Annotated in this window: 16 protein-coding genes; 6 read left to right on the forward strand and 10 right to left on the reverse strand. The window is 67.3% G+C overall.

Annotated elements, in window-relative coordinates:
• The first annotated feature begins 9 nt into the window (after positions 1-9).
• A complete protein-coding gene (locus ACP693_RS15310; RefSeq protein ID WP_426020549.1) occupies positions 10-1,188 on the forward strand; it encodes a carboxynorspermidine decarboxylase in 1,179 nt (392 codons plus the stop codon).
• A gap of 48 nt (positions 1,189-1,236) precedes the next feature.
• Here the strand turns inward: ACP693_RS15310 and ACP693_RS15315 are convergent, their stop codons facing one another.
• From ACP693_RS15315 to ACP693_RS15345, 7 genes are all read right to left on the reverse strand, one after another.
• Positions 1,237-2,613, reverse strand: a complete 1,377-nt coding sequence (locus tag ACP693_RS15315; RefSeq protein WP_426020550.1) for a S41 family peptidase — start codon at positions 2,611-2,613, stop codon at positions 1,237-1,239.
• Positions 2,614-2,910: 297 nt separating this feature from the next.
• Complete coding sequence (locus ACP693_RS15320; RefSeq protein WP_426020551.1) at positions 2,911-3,990, reverse strand: murein hydrolase activator EnvC family protein; 1,080 nt, start codon at positions 3,988-3,990, stop codon at positions 2,911-2,913.
• 1 nt (position 3,991) lies between these two features.
• Positions 3,992-4,456, reverse strand: a complete 465-nt coding sequence (gene rlmH, locus ACP693_RS15325; RefSeq protein ID WP_426020552.1) for a 23S rRNA (pseudouridine(1915)-N(3))-methyltransferase RlmH — start codon at positions 4,454-4,456, stop codon at positions 3,992-3,994.
• A 4-nt stretch (positions 4,457-4,460) separates the two neighbouring features.
• Entirely contained in the window at positions 4,461-4,895 is a 435-nt protein-coding gene (rsfS, locus tag ACP693_RS15330) for a ribosome silencing factor (protein ID WP_135194508.1), read from the reverse strand.
• A gap of 144 nt (positions 4,896-5,039) precedes the next feature.
• Positions 5,040-5,705, reverse strand: coding sequence for a nicotinate-nucleotide adenylyltransferase (locus ACP693_RS15335; protein WP_426020553.1), 666 nt, complete (start codon positions 5,703-5,705; stop codon positions 5,040-5,042).
• Between the two features lie 80 nt (positions 5,706-5,785).
• On the reverse strand, positions 5,786-6,673 hold the full coding sequence (locus ACP693_RS15340) for an alpha/beta fold hydrolase (protein WP_426020554.1): 888 nt from the start codon (positions 6,671-6,673) through the stop codon (positions 5,786-5,788).
• A 17-nt stretch (positions 6,674-6,690) separates the two neighbouring features.
• Positions 6,691-7,179 (reverse strand): Fur family transcriptional regulator, encoded by a 489-nt coding sequence (locus tag ACP693_RS15345; RefSeq protein WP_135194507.1) that lies wholly within the window; start codon positions 7,177-7,179, stop codon positions 6,691-6,693.
• A 116-nt stretch (positions 7,180-7,295) separates the two neighbouring features.
• Between ACP693_RS15345 and ACP693_RS15350 the strand changes: the two genes are divergently transcribed.
• Positions 7,296-8,078 (forward strand): SapC family protein, encoded by a 783-nt coding sequence (locus ACP693_RS15350; protein ID WP_426020555.1) that lies wholly within the window; start codon positions 7,296-7,298, stop codon positions 8,076-8,078.
• A gap of 60 nt (positions 8,079-8,138) precedes the next feature.
• Here ACP693_RS15350 and ACP693_RS15355 read toward each other — a convergent pair whose 3' ends face one another.
• The 3 genes from ACP693_RS15355 to ACP693_RS15365 form a co-directional block, all read right to left on the reverse strand.
• Positions 8,139-8,546, reverse strand: a complete 408-nt coding sequence (locus ACP693_RS15355) for an acyl dehydratase (protein WP_346494556.1) — start codon at positions 8,544-8,546, stop codon at positions 8,139-8,141.
• Positions 8,547-8,569: 23 nt separating this feature from the next.
• The gene (locus ACP693_RS15360) at positions 8,570-9,601 is read right to left on the reverse strand and encodes an NADP-dependent oxidoreductase (RefSeq protein WP_426020556.1); all 1,032 of its coding nucleotides are present in this window, start codon (positions 9,599-9,601) and stop codon (positions 8,570-8,572) included.
• A gap of 309 nt (positions 9,602-9,910) precedes the next feature.
• Positions 9,911-10,705, reverse strand: a complete 795-nt coding sequence (locus tag ACP693_RS15365; RefSeq protein ID WP_426020557.1) for a response regulator — start codon at positions 10,703-10,705, stop codon at positions 9,911-9,913.
• A 198-nt stretch (positions 10,706-10,903) separates the two neighbouring features.
• Between ACP693_RS15365 and ACP693_RS15370 the strand changes: the two genes are divergently transcribed.
• From ACP693_RS15370 to ACP693_RS15385, 4 genes are all read left to right on the forward strand, one after another.
• Entirely contained in the window at positions 10,904-11,107 is a 204-nt protein-coding gene (locus ACP693_RS15370; RefSeq protein WP_426020558.1) for a NepR family anti-sigma factor, read from the forward strand.
• Positions 11,104-11,715, forward strand: a complete 612-nt coding sequence (locus tag ACP693_RS15375) for a sigma-70 family RNA polymerase sigma factor (RefSeq protein WP_135194501.1) — start codon at positions 11,104-11,106, stop codon at positions 11,713-11,715. Before ACP693_RS15370 ends, ACP693_RS15375 begins: the two co-directional genes overlap by 4 nt.
• A gap of 102 nt (positions 11,716-11,817) precedes the next feature.
• Entirely contained in the window at positions 11,818-13,518 is a 1,701-nt protein-coding gene (locus ACP693_RS15380) for a sensor histidine kinase (RefSeq protein ID WP_426020559.1), read from the forward strand.
• Positions 13,519-13,567: 49 nt separating this feature from the next.
• The gene (locus ACP693_RS15385) at positions 13,568-13,705 is read left to right on the forward strand and encodes an entericidin A/B family lipoprotein (RefSeq protein ID WP_017505506.1); all 138 of its coding nucleotides are present in this window, start codon (positions 13,568-13,570) and stop codon (positions 13,703-13,705) included.
• Positions 13,706-13,722 lie beyond the last annotated feature (17 nt).

Here is a 13,722-nt window from a genome sequence, read left to right on the forward strand (position 1 = left end):
GCTCAGACCATGGCCATGCAGACCCAAGCCGGCGGACCGGGCGGCTTCGCCCGGTTCGATCTGAACCGCGTTCCGTCGCCCGCCTTCGTGGTCGACGAGGCGGCGGTGCGTCGCAACCTGTCGGTCCTGAAGGGCGTAGGCGCGCGCGGAAACGCGCGGGTTCTGCTGGCCCTGAAGGCCTTTTCCATGTGGTCGCTGGCCGATGTCGTCGGGGAATACCTCGACGGCGTCTGCGCGTCTGGCCTGTGGGAGGCGCGGCTGGCGCGGGAGTTCTACAAGGGGCACCTGACCACCTATTCGCCGGCCTACAAGCCGGGGGACGTGCCCGAGATTCTGCGTCTGTCGGACACGGTCATCTTCAACGCCCCGGACCAGATCGCCCGGTTCGCCGATATGATCGCAACGGCGCGCGGCGAGGGCGAGACGTTCGACATTGGCCTGAGGCTGAACCCCGAACATTCCGAGGCCGAGGTCGCCAAATACGATCCCTGCCAGTTCGGCTCGCGCCTGGGGTTCCCGGTGTCGCAACTGAAGCCGGAACATCTGGACGGCGTCGACGGCCTGCACATCCATGCCCTGTGCGAACAGGGGTTCGAGCCGCTTGAGCGGATCTGGGCGGCGGTGGAGCCGACGCTGGCGCCGCTGCTGGCTGACCTGAAATGGATCAACCTGGGCGGCGGGCACCATGTGACGCGGGCCGATTACAGGCGCGACGATCTGGCCGCCTTCCTGCGTCGCCTGGGCGAGACGCACGGGCTTGAGGTCTATATCGAGCCGGGCGAGGCCGTCGCCCTGGATGCCGGCATTCTGATCGGCGAGGTGCTGGACACCTTCGACAACGGCATCGCGGTCGCCATCACAGACATTTCCGCGACCTGCCACATGCCCGATGTGATCGAGGCCCCCTATCGTCCGGCCATGCTGAACGAGGGCGAGGCGGGCGTGACCTATCGCCTGGGCGGGCCGTCGTGCCTGGCGGGCGACATTATCGGCGACTATGTCTTCGAGACGGCGCCTACGGCGGGGACGCGGATCGCCTTCCTGGACCAGGCCCATTATTCGATGGTGAAGACCAACACTTTCAACGGGGTGCCGCTTCCGGCCATCGCACTGTGGAACAGCGAGACGGACGCGCTGACGCTGGTGCGTGAATTCGACTATTCGGAATTCCGCGACCGCCTGTCCTGATCGCTCCGGTCTTAAGAAAAAGGGCGGCTTTCGCCGCCCTTCCCTGACCTATTCTTCCTTCGGTTCGTCCGCCGCCGGCTCGGCGTCGGGCTTGGGCTCGGAGCCTGGCTCGGTGACCACGACGCCTTCGGGCGCAGCCGACAGTTTCGACAGGTCGCCGCCGGCGCGCAGCACGTCCAGCGCCCGCTCCAACTGATAGTCCTTTTCCTTGTCGAAGCTCTCGCCGGGGGCTTCGCGCGGCGTGTGCGGTCCCTTGCGTTCGGCGCCGATGGAGGCGTCCAGCGCCGTGGCGTAGGCGGCTTCGGAATAGATGAAGCTGGAGCGTGAGACGATCCGCGCCTCGGCTTCCGAACGGGCCACCTCCAGGTCCGGCTCGATGCCGATCTTCTGGATCGAGGCGCCCGATGGGGTGTAGTAGCGCGCCGTCGTGATCGACAGGGCGCCGTCCTGGCCCTGACGCAACGGGATCACGGTCTGGACCGAGCCCTTGCCGAAGCTGGTCAGGCCGACGACGGTGGCGCGCTGGTGATCCTTCAGGGCGCCGGCGACAATTTCCGACGCCGAGGCCGAGCCATAGTTGACCAGCACCACCAGCGGCAGGCCGCCGGCGATGTCGCCGGGCTTGGCGGAATAGCGCTGGATCTGCTCGGGCTTGCGGCCGCGCTGGCTGACGATCTCGCCGCGTTCCAGGAAGGCGTCGGACACATCGATGGCGGCGTTCAGCAAACCACCGCCATTGTTGCGCAGATCCAGGACATAGCCCTTCACGCCCGGCTTCTCGGCCTTGATCTTGGCGATGGCCTCGTTCAGCTCGCGGCCGGTGTTCTCGTTGAAGGTCGAGACGCGCAGATAGCCGAAGTCGCCCTCGACCCGGCCGGTGACCGACTGGACCTTGATGACCTCGCGGGTCAGGACGACCTCCAGCGGGTCCTCGCCGTCGCGCAGGAAGGTGACCTTGACGCTGGTGCCGACCTCGCCGCGCAGCTTTTCTGACACCTGGCTGACCGTCAGGCCGGCCGCGTTCTGGCCCTCGATCGACGAGATGACGTCGCCTGCCTGGACCCCGGCCTTGGCGGCGGGGCTGTCGTCCATCGGCGAGATGACCTTCACCATGCCGCCGTCGGCGCTGATGGTCAGGCCGACGCCCGAATACTGACCCTCGGTGCGCTCGCGCAGCTCGTCGTAGTTGGAGGGCGGCAGATAGTTGGAGTGCGGGTCCAGCGCCGTCATCATGCCGGCCAGCGCGGCCTCGATCAGCTTCTTGTTGTCGACCGGGACGACATAGGCCTGCTCGACGATGCCAACCACGTCGCCGAACAGCTCCAGCATGCGGAAGGTTTCGTTGCGGGGGGTCTGGCTGCTGACAGCAGCGGCGGATCCGCCGAGCACCAGTGCGGCGCAGCCGACGAGGAGCAGTTTACGCATTCGGTCTCTTTCGGTCGGGCCGATCATTCAAGGCGCCCGTGGGAAGGGTAAGGCGGTGCAGACACGACCAAATCGTGGCGACGCAGCGTTCCGCCGATAAAATCAGCGTCAGGTGGGAAAGCAAGCGCTTATCTTGATACGCACCTTATACGCCCGTCATCCTCGGCCTTGTGCCGAGGATCCACGGTCGGGCTGACACAAACATGCAAGTCGCGCACAAAGTTGGCCAAATCTACATCATCGAGATGGCTGACAGGTGGGTCCTCGGCACAAGGCCGAGGATGACGGCGGTGAAACCTATTGCAACCACGGCCCCGGATCGATGGGCCGTTCGTCGCGTCGCAGCTCGAAATAGATGTCGCCGTCCGGGCCGCTGCGGCCCAGGGTCTGGCCGTCCGACACGCGGGCGTCCGATCCCACATCCACGCTGTCCAGGCCGGCGATGACCGCGCGCCAGCCGGGGCCGAGGTCCAGCACCACCACATTGCCCCAGCCCGTCAGAGGCCCGGCATAGGCGACCTTGGCGTCGGCGGGAGCCGTCACGGCCGCCCGGTCGGCGCGCCAGCGCCAGCCGGAGGTTCCCGCGCCCCAGGTCTGGCTGGGCGCGCCACGGATGGGCGAGCTGAGGCGCGCGCGGCCGGCGGGCAGGCGGGCCGTGGGGGTTTCCGCCGCCTGGGTGGTCGGCACGGCCCCGCCCAGTTCGCGGATACGGCGTTCCAGCACGGCGGAGGCGCGTTCGGCGGCGCGGGCCTCGGCGTTCAGGACGGCGGTCAGGGCGGTCTTGCGCGACGTCAGACCCTCGATCTCGCCTCTTCGGTCGCCCTGTTCGCTCTCGGTCGTCAGCAGCCGCTCGGAGGACAGGACGGCGAGGCGGCGGATGCGCATGATCTCAGCCTGACGCGCGCCCAGGGCCTTGGCGCGGTTTTCCAGGTCCGGCGTCATGGCCTTGAGCAGGATGGAGGCGCGCACCGTATTGATGGCCTTGTCGGCCGGCACCAGCAGGGGCGGAGGCGGGCGGCGGCTCATCATCTGCAACGCGCTGAGCAGACGCCCCTGGGCGCCGCGTTCGCGAGCCAGGTCGGTGACCAGTTCGGCCTCGCGTTCGGTCAGTTGCTGCAGGCGGGCGCGCTGGTCATCGATCTGGCGGTCGTCAGTCTGCTCGTCGGCGCGCAGTGAGGCCAGGCGGCGCTCCAGTTGGGCCAGTTCGGCCTTGGCGGCGTCGGCGTCGGCGCGCAGGCGGCGCGCGCGTACGGTCTCGTCGCGATATTCGGCCTGGATGCGCGACAGCTCGCTTTCGGGCGCCTGACGGCCGACGGCGGGCGCGGCGCAGACGAAACCCGTCAGCAGGGCCAGCGATAGGGGAATGGCGCGACGCATGTCAGTCGCGATGATAGGGCGATCCGGCCAGGATGGTCACGGCCCGATACAGTTGTTCCGCCAGCATGGCGCGCGCCAGGGCGTGAGGCCAGGTCTGGGGTCCGAAGGCCAGAGTCGAGGACGCGGCGGCGCGCACGCTCTCGTCCAGCCCGTCCGCCCCGCCGATGGCGAAGACCAGGCGGCGTTCGCCCTGGTCGCGCAGCTTGGCGATGCGGTCGGCGAAAGCCCGCGAGGAATAGGTCCTGCCGCGTTCGTCGCAGGCGATCAGATGCGATCCTTCCGCGGCGGCGAGGATCAACTCGGCCTCCGGCGCCTTGCCCGGCTTGCGGGCTTCAAGATCGATCAATTCGAGGGGACCGAGGCCAAGCGCGCGTCCCGACAGGGTGGCGCGCTTGGCGTAATCGTCGGCGAGTGTCGCCTCAGGCCCCCGGCCCGGTCGGCCGATGGCGACGATGCTCAGCTTCACGGTTTTAGTCGCGGACCATGCGGTGGGCGGAATCGACGGCCCAGATCTTCTCGATATTGTAGAAGGTGCGCACTTCCGGGCGGAACAGGTGCACGATCACGTCGCCGGCGTCGATCAGGACCCAGTCGCAATGCGGCAGGCCCTCGACCTTGGCCTTGCCCAGACCGTTTTCCTTCAGCGTGCGCAGCAGGTGGTCGGCGATGGCGCCGACGTGACGGTGCGAACGCCCGGACGCCACGATCATGGTGTCGGCCATGGCGCTTTTGCCCTTGAGGTCGATCAGCACCATGTCCTGGGCCTTGTCCTCGTCGAGGCGGCTCAGAATGGCTTCTTCGAGCGGCGTGGAGCCGACGGGACGGGGAGCGGAATCGTCGAAACCGCGCGGCGCGGCGTCGAAATCAGATTCATCTTCGGTATGGAGAGGTTCGATAGGGTCCATCTCGTGCGCCGTATTCGAAACGGCGGCGTCTTGCGTATCATACGCGGGCGAGGGGGTCAGCGGAGAGCTCCGGGAGCGATGACTAAAGAAGCCCTCTAGCACGGATGGGCCGCAACGTGAACCGGCGCCCGAATCATCGGGCGATCACGAGACCGCGCGTCGCCCTGTCGAGGTCCTGATCGCGGTCGAGGACAGGGGATTGAGCGGCGCCGTCAGATAGGTCCAGGCGGGCGCTTCAAGGGTCGGCAACAGGCCGGCCTGCTGGGCCGGAATGCGGAAACCGGCGAAACGGGCGGCGGCCGGCGCCGTGCGGCTGTCCAGCAGCGAACCGGGCCGGGCGATCACCGCCACAGGCATCAGCCGCATGATGTCGGTCCAGCCTCTCCAGCGATGGAAGCTGGCCAGATTGTCCGATCCCATCAGCCAGACGAAATGCACGCCAGGATGCCGCGCGACCAGCAGGCGCAGGGTGTCCACGGTCCAGGCGACGCCTGCGCGGGTCTCGAAGTCCGAGACGATCATCGAGGGGCCGCGCGCGTGCTGGCGCGCCGAGGCCATGCGGTCTTCCAAAGGCGCGCTGTGGCGAGCGTCCTTCAAGGGGTTCTGCGGCGAGACCAGCCAGACGACGCGGTCCAGGTCCAGCCGACGCATGGCGGTCTCGGCGACATGGGCGTGGCCGTCGTGGGCGGGGTTGAAGGAGCCGCCGAACAGGCCGACCTTCATGCCCGGCGCCAGGGTCAGGCCATCGCGCAGCGCCCCGGATCGGGGGCCGGCGCCTTTGGGCGCGGGACCGGCGTGGAAGAAGGACAAGCGGCGTCTCGGGCGGCGAGGGAGTTTTGCTCAGCGGCGCCCTTATAGCGCGGGTGTTTGTTCAGCCTACAGAAATCGTTTCAGACGGCGGCGTCGAACAGGGCGTCGCGCGCGATGTCGGCGTGGGTCATGGGAAACAGGTGTCCGCCGCCGGACACGACCTCGACCGTGACGTTGGGCAGTCCCCGAGGCGCGACCGGCACATGGGTCAGGGCGCCGTGTTCGGCTTTGAGGATGCGCACCGGGCCGGGATAGCGCCGCAGCGCCCGCCAGGGATCATGCGCCTGGGCCGAATAGTTGGCGGCCTCCCAGGCCGGCGTGGCGGTCAGATTCAAGCCGCCCTCCCCCTCGCCATTTTGCTCAGTCAGGCCTTCCGACAGATAGTCGGCCAGGACCATGTCGGGCCAGCCCTTGAAGGCGCCGCGCCCGCGATAGGCGGCCAGGGCCTGCTCGCGACTGTCGAACAGGCTGCGGCGACGCAGGGTCGCCTTGGCGATGGGTATGGCGCCCATCAGCCGGTGGGCGAAGGGCAGGTTGAAGGCGAAGACGGCCGACCGTTTCCAGATCACCGGATCGAACAAGACCAGGCTGGACACGCGATCCGGCTGCACGGCCGCCGCCATCAGCGACGACGTTCCGCCCATCGAATGGCCGGCCATCACCACCGGCGGACCGTCGATGGCTTTCAGCAGCGCCAGAAGATCGTCGCGGTGATCCAGCCAGCTGGTCTTGGGCCGGGTGAAGACCGGCAGGGTCGAGCGGCCATGCCCGCGCAGATCCGGCGCCCAGATGCGCAAGCTGGCCGACAGGGGCGACAGCAGGCTGCGATAGGTGGCGGCGTTGAAGCCGTTGGCGTGGGAGAAGATCAGATCGACCGGACGCTTGGGATCGCCGAAGTCCAGCACCGCCATCTCGCCGGCGCCCCAGCGGTTGTCGATGGGAACGGACAGGCGCCGAGGGGGAGACATCAGCGCCGCATCCATGCTCAAGCCGCCTCGCGGCACGCGGCGCAACGGCCGTGCGCCTCAATGGTCGTGCGGGCGATGGCGTATCCGGCGGCGGCGGCGGCCGCGTTCATGGCGCTCTGGTCCGGGCCGCTGACCTCGCGCGTCGCGCCGCAGCAGTCGCAGATCAAAAAGGCGGCGGCATGGGCGGCGTCGCCGTCGTCGGTGCAGGCGACATAGGCGCTGATCGAGGCGATGCGGTGGGCCATGCCCAGCCGCTCCAGGAACTCCAGCGCGCGATAGACGGTCGGCGGCTTGGCGGCCTGGCCGTCCTCGCCGAAGCGCGCGATCAGGTCATAGGCCTTCACCGGCTCGCCCGTTTCCAGCAGCAGGGCCAGAACCCGGCGGCGCTGGGCGGTCATCCGCTCGCCCCGCTGGACCGCGCGCGCCTCGGCCGCCGCCAGGGCGCGATCCAGCGCGCCGCCGTTCAGGCCGGAATGGTCGTGATCGTGATCGCAGGCGGAACCCATGCGCCACAGCTAATGGCTGGCGGCCTCCATCGCAACTGAAGCATCGCGGGTTTGCCGCTGAGACGGGGTTGGGCTAGAAGGCGCGCCTCCTATCTCAACCAGAGCGTCCTCGCTTCATGACCGACACGAACAACTCGCCGCTCGAAGGCAACGTCCTCTTCTACACCAACCCCGAGCCGCTCGATCAGGGCATCCACGGCGGGCTGGGCGTCAACCCGACCGACAAGCCCTACGCCTTCGTGGCCCAGACCAATGTCGTGCCGCTGACGGTGACCGAATTCTCGGCCGCCGCCCTGTCCTATCCGATCATCTTCACCGGCGAGAACCGCCAGCCGGTGGCCGTGATGGGTCTGCGCTCGAACGAGAACCTGTTCGTCGCCGACGACGGCGAGTTCCGCGCCGACGCCTATGTGCCGGCCTATGTGCGCCGCTATCCGTTCGTCTTCGCCGACGACAAGCAGAACCAGCGCCTGATCCTGTGCATCGACCGCGGCGCCTCGATCGTCGCCGAGGGCGGCCAGAACCCGCTGTTCGTGGATGGCAAGCCCAGCGACTACACCAATATGGCGATGGAGTTCTGCAACAACTTCGAGCAGGAGCGTCTGCGCACCGAAGGCTTCATGACGCTGATCAACGAGCTGGACCTGCTGGACATCCGCGAGGCCCACTTCACGCCCCGCAATCCCGACGGCACGCCGGGCGAGCCGCAGAAGCTGGCCGAATATTATGCGGTGTCGGAAGACAAGCTGCGCGCCCTGCCCGCCGAAAAGCTGGTCGAGCTGCGCGACAACGGCGCCCTGGGCCAGATCTACGCCCACCTGGTTTCGCTGGTCGGTTGGGATCGCCTGATCGCCCTGGCCGTCATGCGCCAAGCGCAGGCTCCGACTTCGGTCAACTAAGCCCCGGCCTTTATAGACTGACAGACGCCCCGCCGGTTCGCCGACGGGGCGTTTTTCGTTTCAGCGACGCGAGAACAGGGCGCGCGTCAGGCACGAGAAGACCAGCCTGCCGGACTCGTCCAGCAGGTCGTGCGAGGCGATGACGATGCCTTTTTCGTCGCCGACCGGATCCTTGCCCATCACCGTCATCCGCCCCCGCAACAGCTCGCCTGCCGGCGGATTGCGCATATAACGCAGCCCGTCGACGGCCAGGACCTTGGTCTGGGCCCAGCCGCCGGACTTGTCGGCCGCCAGCCGGCTCCACAGCACATAGACCATGGCGTCCGGCGCGCCGTAGGCGACATCCCACCCCGGCGAGAACCGCTCGATGAAGACGTCCAGCGCCGCCTCATCAACGGCGCAGGCGCCCAGCGGCACGACCTGACCCACTTCCAGGTCTTCGAAATGGACGTGCAGCGGATCGCTCATGGGCGGGACTTTCCGTATCGGCTTCAGGCGGGTTCTTCGGAAACGCGAACCAGCAGCTTGCCGTCGTGATCGCCAGTGAACAAGCGGTTCAGCGAATCCACTGCGCCGTCCAGGCCGTCATCGACGTGTACCTTCCACTTCACCCGACCGTCCGCCAGCCACGGCCCCATCTCGGCGACCATCTCGCGGGCGCGCGGGGCATAGTCCAGAACCAGGAAGCCCTGGACCTGAAGACGGTGGGTGATGATGCGCGCGAAGTTCGGCGACGGCGGCGCCTTGGTCGCATTGTAGGAGGACACCAGGCCGCAGACCGCCATGCGGCCGTGGACCTTCAGCCGGTTGAACACGGCGATCATGATGTCGCCGCCGACGTTTTCGAAGTTCAGATCGACGCCGTCGGGGGCCAGACGGTCCAGCGCCTCGCCGACATCCTCGTTCTTGTAGTCGATGGCGGCGTCGAACCCAAGTTCATCGGTCAGCCAGGCGCATTTCTCGGGCCCGCCGGCGATGCCGATGACGCGACAGCCGCGCTGCTTGGCCACCTGGCCGGCGATGGAGCCTACGGCGCCCGCCGCCGCCGAGATGACGATGGTCTCGCCATCCTTGGCCTTCAGCACATCGGTGACGCCGAAATAGGCGGTCAGGCCGGTCATGCCGAGCACCGACATATTGGCGGTCAGCGGCAGGCCCGGCGCGCGGTGAACGGGGCGCAGGCCGCCTTCAGGCACGACGGCGTAGTCGGCCCAGCCGCCCGAGGTCGGCATGACCACGTCGCCGGACCTGAAGCGGCTGGACCGCGACGCCTCGACCACGCCCAGCGTCAGGCCGCGCATGACCTCGCCCAAGCCCACCGGCGGCAGATAGCCTTCGGAATCGTTCATCCAGGTCCGGTTGGTCGGGTCCAGCGACAGATAGACGGTGCGGACCAGCACCTCGTTTTCCTTCAGGTCGGGGATCGCCGTCTCGACCAGTTCGAGGTCGCCCTGCTGGATCAGGCCCTTGGGGCGCTGGCGCAGCACCCATTGACGGTTTGTCTTGCCACTTACCGAAGCCATACGCGTTTCTCCGTGCGTTTTCTTTGACCACCACCTTGGCCCCAGCAGGCCCGGCGGTCGAGCCATGACAAAGAAAAAAGCGGCCCTTGCGGACCGCTTTGAAGTGGCATCATCGAGAATGAGGCGCGGAGGCAGCATGATCGGCTATCGCTGATCAAGTCGGGGGGCGTCGCCGCCTCCGCATGCCTGTAACGACGATGCGGAACACCGGTTCCCGAGGGTTGCGACTTTTCCGTCGGCGCAAAAGAAAAGGCCCCGTCGCGGATGCGAACGGAGCCTCTTTAGTCGTCTGAATGACGGGCTTCGGCCTTACGCCGCTTCCTTCTGACGCGAAGGATGGAAGAACAGCGCCTGGCTGATCGCCGCCTTCACCGTTTCCGGCTGGAACGGCTTGGTGATCAGGAAGGTCGGCTCGGGCCGCTCGCCGGTCAGCAGGCGTTCCGGGAAGGCGGTGATGAAGATCACCGGCACGTCCATGGTCTTTAGGATATCCTTGACCGCGTCAATGCCCGACGAACCGTCCGCCAGTTGGATGTCGGCCAGCACCAGGCCGGGCTTGTGGCGGGCGACGGCGTCGATGGCTTCGTCATGCGTCGTGGCGGTGCCGGTGACGCGGTGGCCCAATTCCTTGACTAGGCTCTGTATGTCGGCCGAGATGATGGCTTCGTCCTCGATCACCAGGACGTCCGTCGCCAGTTCGGCGTCGATGTCGGACTGGGCGTCGGCGATCAGGCGTTCGACGTCGCGCGGGTCGGCGGACAGGATCTGGGCGGCTTCCGAAGGGGTGAAGCCTTCGAGCGCAGTCAGCAGGAAGGCCTGGCGCGAGCGCGGGGAGATACGCAGGAGACGCTGCGATGCGTCGGTTCCCGTCGTCTCCAGCGTGCCGGTTTCAAGCTGGGCGCCGGTCGATGACCAGATGGCGTGAAAGACGTGATAGAGGGCCACGCGCGGCGTCATATCGGCAGATAACTGCTGCTCGCCGGCCGCCAGGGCTTCCAGCGCGACGCGGACGTAGTTGTCCCCGGTGGATTGGTCGCCGGTCAACGCGCGAGCGTAACGGCGCACATAAGGCAGGTGCGGCGCAAGTCTGGCCAGAAGGCTCATTCAGATAGTCCCCGACAAATCTTCGCCGTCCCGGCAAGGGAAAGCGATACAGCGTGTCTCAACGTATCATACGCACCCCGGTTCCGCAGTTTCGATGAAGCTTGAGCTTAAAATTGATGCGGCCTAGGAACCCTCGCGTGGGGATGACGTTATCGGCGGGCATCTCCGCGATGAACGTTGGGTGGGCGTACTCTGTCTATGATCAATTCTACCGACTCCTCGCGCCCGAAAGGCGCCGATACGAAGGGGGAGGCGGGGCTTGAAGAAGCTCGGCTTCGCCAGCAGGCCATCGGCGTGAAGCTGCGGCATATGTTCGACGAAGTCGTCAACGAGCCCGTTCCCGACGAGTTTCTCGACATCCTGAAACGCGCCGATGCGAAGGCTGCGGATGGCGCCGCATGAGTACGTCTCGCCTGGGGGCGGCCCCCAAGCCCGCGTCGGCTGACGACGAAGGCTTCAAGCGCGAACTGGTAGTGCTGATCCCGCATCTGCGCGCCTTCGCCCGTACCCTGACCGGTGATCCCACCGCCGCCGACGACTTGGCGCAAGACGCCATGATGAAGGCGTGGGACGCTCGCGCGTCGTATCAGATGGGCACGAACATGAAGGCCTGGACCTTCATGATCCTGCGCAACCAGTTCTATTCCGAGAAGCGCCGCTCGTGGCGTCAATCGCAGCTGGACCAGGAAGCCGCCGAGCGGACCCTGGTCGCCGTGGACGATCCCGAGGCGCCCGTCGCCCTGGACGAACTGCGTCAGGCCCTGAAAACCCTGCCGGAAGAACAGCGCGAAGCGCTGATCCTGGTCGGAGCCGGCGGTTTCGCCTACGAAGAGGCGGCCGAAATCTGCGGCTGCGCGGTCGGCACGGTCAAGAGCCGGGTCAGCCGCGCGCGCCGCGCACTTGCGGCCACGCTGGAAAAGGGCGGCTATGGCCGCGACGGCAAGGCGGCGGGCGACGCCATGCGCTCCATCCTGGGCGAGGCCGACAGGCTGGCCGGCGCCCGGAGCTGACCTGCAGTGAGTGAGTCGACCCAAGCCGCGACAGGGCAGCGCCTAGGTCGATCGTGGACTTCAAATCGTTTTCAGGGAATTCGTTTTCGTCTGGGCGCGGCCATGGCGATGGCCCTGCTGCCGATCTTCGTCTTGAGCTTAATTCAGACCCAGGCCGATTTCCGCCGACAAGCCGAGGATCGACAGGTCGATCTGCAACTGGCCGCCGAACGCAGCGCCTCCAGCGCCAAGGCCCAGCTGGACAGCGCCCAGGTTCTGCTGCGCGCGCTCAGCCCCGATGCGCTCGGCCCCTATTGCGCACCGCGCCTGACTGCCCTCGTCGGACGGCTGGAAGGCTATGAAGGCCTTTATCGCATCAGCCCGACCGGGGAAGCGGTCTGCGCCTCCGGCCGCACGGACGGTCTGCGTTCCGGCGTCGCGCCCGCCGCACAGGCCACATGGTTTCAGCGGCTGCGCAATGGCGAGGAACTGGTCGTGGTGCGCGCCCCTGACGGCGCCGGCTATCAGAGCGCACTGATCGTCGCCACCCGCGCTGAACGACCGATGGGTCGCTTCGACGGGGCCATGGTCGCCGTCATTCCCCTGTCTGAGCTGCAACCCGATATCACGGACCCCGCCCTGCCCTCGGGCGCCGAGGCGGCGCTGACCGATGGCGCTGGGCGCATCCTGACCGCCAGCGATCCCGATGTCTTCAAGCTGGCCGACGGCGACGACATCGCCGGATGGGTCGGCCGTGCGCGCGAGCAGGGCTCGGCCGTGTTCGAGGCCAAGGACGTGCAGAATCATCGCCGGGACTATGCCGGCGCGGCCCTGGCGGGCGGCGACCTCTACGCCCTGCTTTCGGCTCCGGCGCCTGGGCTGCTGTCGTGGGCGCGGCTCAACCCGATCGGGACGCTGCTGCTGCCGCTGGGCGCCTGGCTGACGGCCTTCGCGGCGGTGATGTTGCTGTCCGAACGCATCTTCATCCGCTGGCTGGACTATCTGGAGCGGGTCGCCGCCATCTACGCCCGTGGGCGGTTCTCGGTGCGGCCGCTCCAGGCGATGAACGCCCCGGCCGAAATCCGCACCATGGCCCGAACCCTGGACGAGATGGCCGAGGCCATCACGGTCCGAGATCGCGAGCTGACCGACGCCCTGGCGGAGAAGGACGCGTTGATGCGCGAGATCCATCACCGGGTGAAGAACAACCTACAGATCATCTCTTCGCTGCTGTCGATGCAGCAGCGCGCCCTGACGGACGCACCCGCAAAGGCTGCGCTGGGCGATACACGCCAGCGCATCTCGGCCCTGGCCCTGATCTATCGCACACTCTATCAGAGCAACGACATCCGCCATGCCGATGCGCGCGAGTTCCTGAACGAGCTGGTGGGCCAACTGGTCGCCAGCGAGGCGGGACGCGGGCCTGTCGTCATCAGTTCGGTGGACGCCGATTCCCTGCACGTCGATCCCGACAAGCTGGCGCCCCTGGCGCTGTGGCTGGTCGAGGCGGTGACGAACGCCCAGAAGCACGCCTTCGCCGGCAGCGGCGGCGAGCTGAAGGTGCGCTTCCGCGTCCATGGCGAGAAGTCGGTGCTGGAAGTCGAGGATGACGGACCAGGCGCGCAGGCCGGCGCTGAAGTCGGGGTTGGTCGCACCCTGATGAGCGCCTTCGCCAAACAGCTTCGCGGCGAGACCGAGTTCGATACGCCCCCCGGCGGCGGCACTATCGCCCGCATGATCTTCGCCACGCCGGAGGCCTTGGCGCCGGTCGATCCGGCGGACAAGGCATCCAGCAAAGGAACCGGGGCCGTTGCGCCGCGTTAATCCAGCAAGACCGGCGGAGTTTACCCCGGCTAACCTCGGAGCATCACTCATGCGCAAGATTTTCGTTCTGGTCGCCGCCGCCGCCGCCCTGACCACCGCCGCCTGCAACACCGTCGAAGGCGTGGGTCGCGACACCCAAGCCGCTGGCCAAGCCGTCACCGGCGCCGCCCAAGACGCCAAGAACTAATATCGACGACCGCAGCC

This window comes from Brevundimonas sp. TWP1-3 (genome assembly GCF_049896085.1).
Taxonomy (GTDB): Bacteria; Pseudomonadota; Alphaproteobacteria; order Caulobacterales; family Caulobacteraceae; genus Brevundimonas.

Bases quoted from the DNA above. Each gene is read 5' to 3' on its own strand.
- ACP693_RS15310 (WP_426020549.1), top strand. From the start codon at position 10: ATGGCCATGCAGACCCAAGCCGGCGGACCGGGCGGCTTCGCCCGGTTC.
- ACP693_RS15315 (WP_426020550.1), bottom strand. From the start codon at position 2,613: ATGCGTAAACTGCTCCTCGTCGGCTGCGCCGCACTGGTGCTCGGCGGA.
- ACP693_RS15320 (WP_426020551.1), bottom strand. From the start codon at position 3,990: ATGCGTCGCGCCATTCCCCTATCGCTGGCCCTGCTGACGGGTTTCGTC.
- rsfS (WP_135194508.1), bottom strand. From the start codon at position 4,895: ATGGACCCTATCGAACCTCTCCATACCGAAGATGAATCTGATTTCGAC.
- ACP693_RS15340 (WP_426020554.1), bottom strand. From the start codon at position 6,673: ATGTCTCCCCCTCGGCGCCTGTCCGTTCCCATCGACAACCGCTGGGGC.
- ACP693_RS15345 (WP_135194507.1), bottom strand. From the start codon at position 7,179: ATGGGTTCCGCCTGCGATCACGATCACGACCATTCCGGCCTGAACGGC.
- ACP693_RS15350 (WP_426020555.1), top strand. From the start codon at position 7,296: ATGACCGACACGAACAACTCGCCGCTCGAAGGCAACGTCCTCTTCTAC.
- ACP693_RS15355 (WP_346494556.1), bottom strand. From the start codon at position 8,546: ATGAGCGATCCGCTGCACGTCCATTTCGAAGACCTGGAAGTGGGTCAG.
- ACP693_RS15360 (WP_426020556.1), bottom strand. From the start codon at position 9,601: ATGGCTTCGGTAAGTGGCAAGACAAACCGTCAATGGGTGCTGCGCCAG.
- ACP693_RS15365 (WP_426020557.1), bottom strand. From the start codon at position 10,705: ATGAGCCTTCTGGCCAGACTTGCGCCGCACCTGCCTTATGTGCGCCGT.
- ACP693_RS15370 (WP_426020558.1), top strand. From the start codon at position 10,904: ATGATCAATTCTACCGACTCCTCGCGCCCGAAAGGCGCCGATACGAAG.
- ACP693_RS15375 (WP_135194501.1), top strand. From the start codon at position 11,104: ATGAGTACGTCTCGCCTGGGGGCGGCCCCCAAGCCCGCGTCGGCTGAC.
- ACP693_RS15380 (WP_426020559.1), top strand. From the start codon at position 11,818: ATGGCGATGGCCCTGCTGCCGATCTTCGTCTTGAGCTTAATTCAGACC.
- ACP693_RS15385 (WP_017505506.1), top strand. From the start codon at position 13,568: ATGCGCAAGATTTTCGTTCTGGTCGCCGCCGCCGCCGCCCTGACCACC.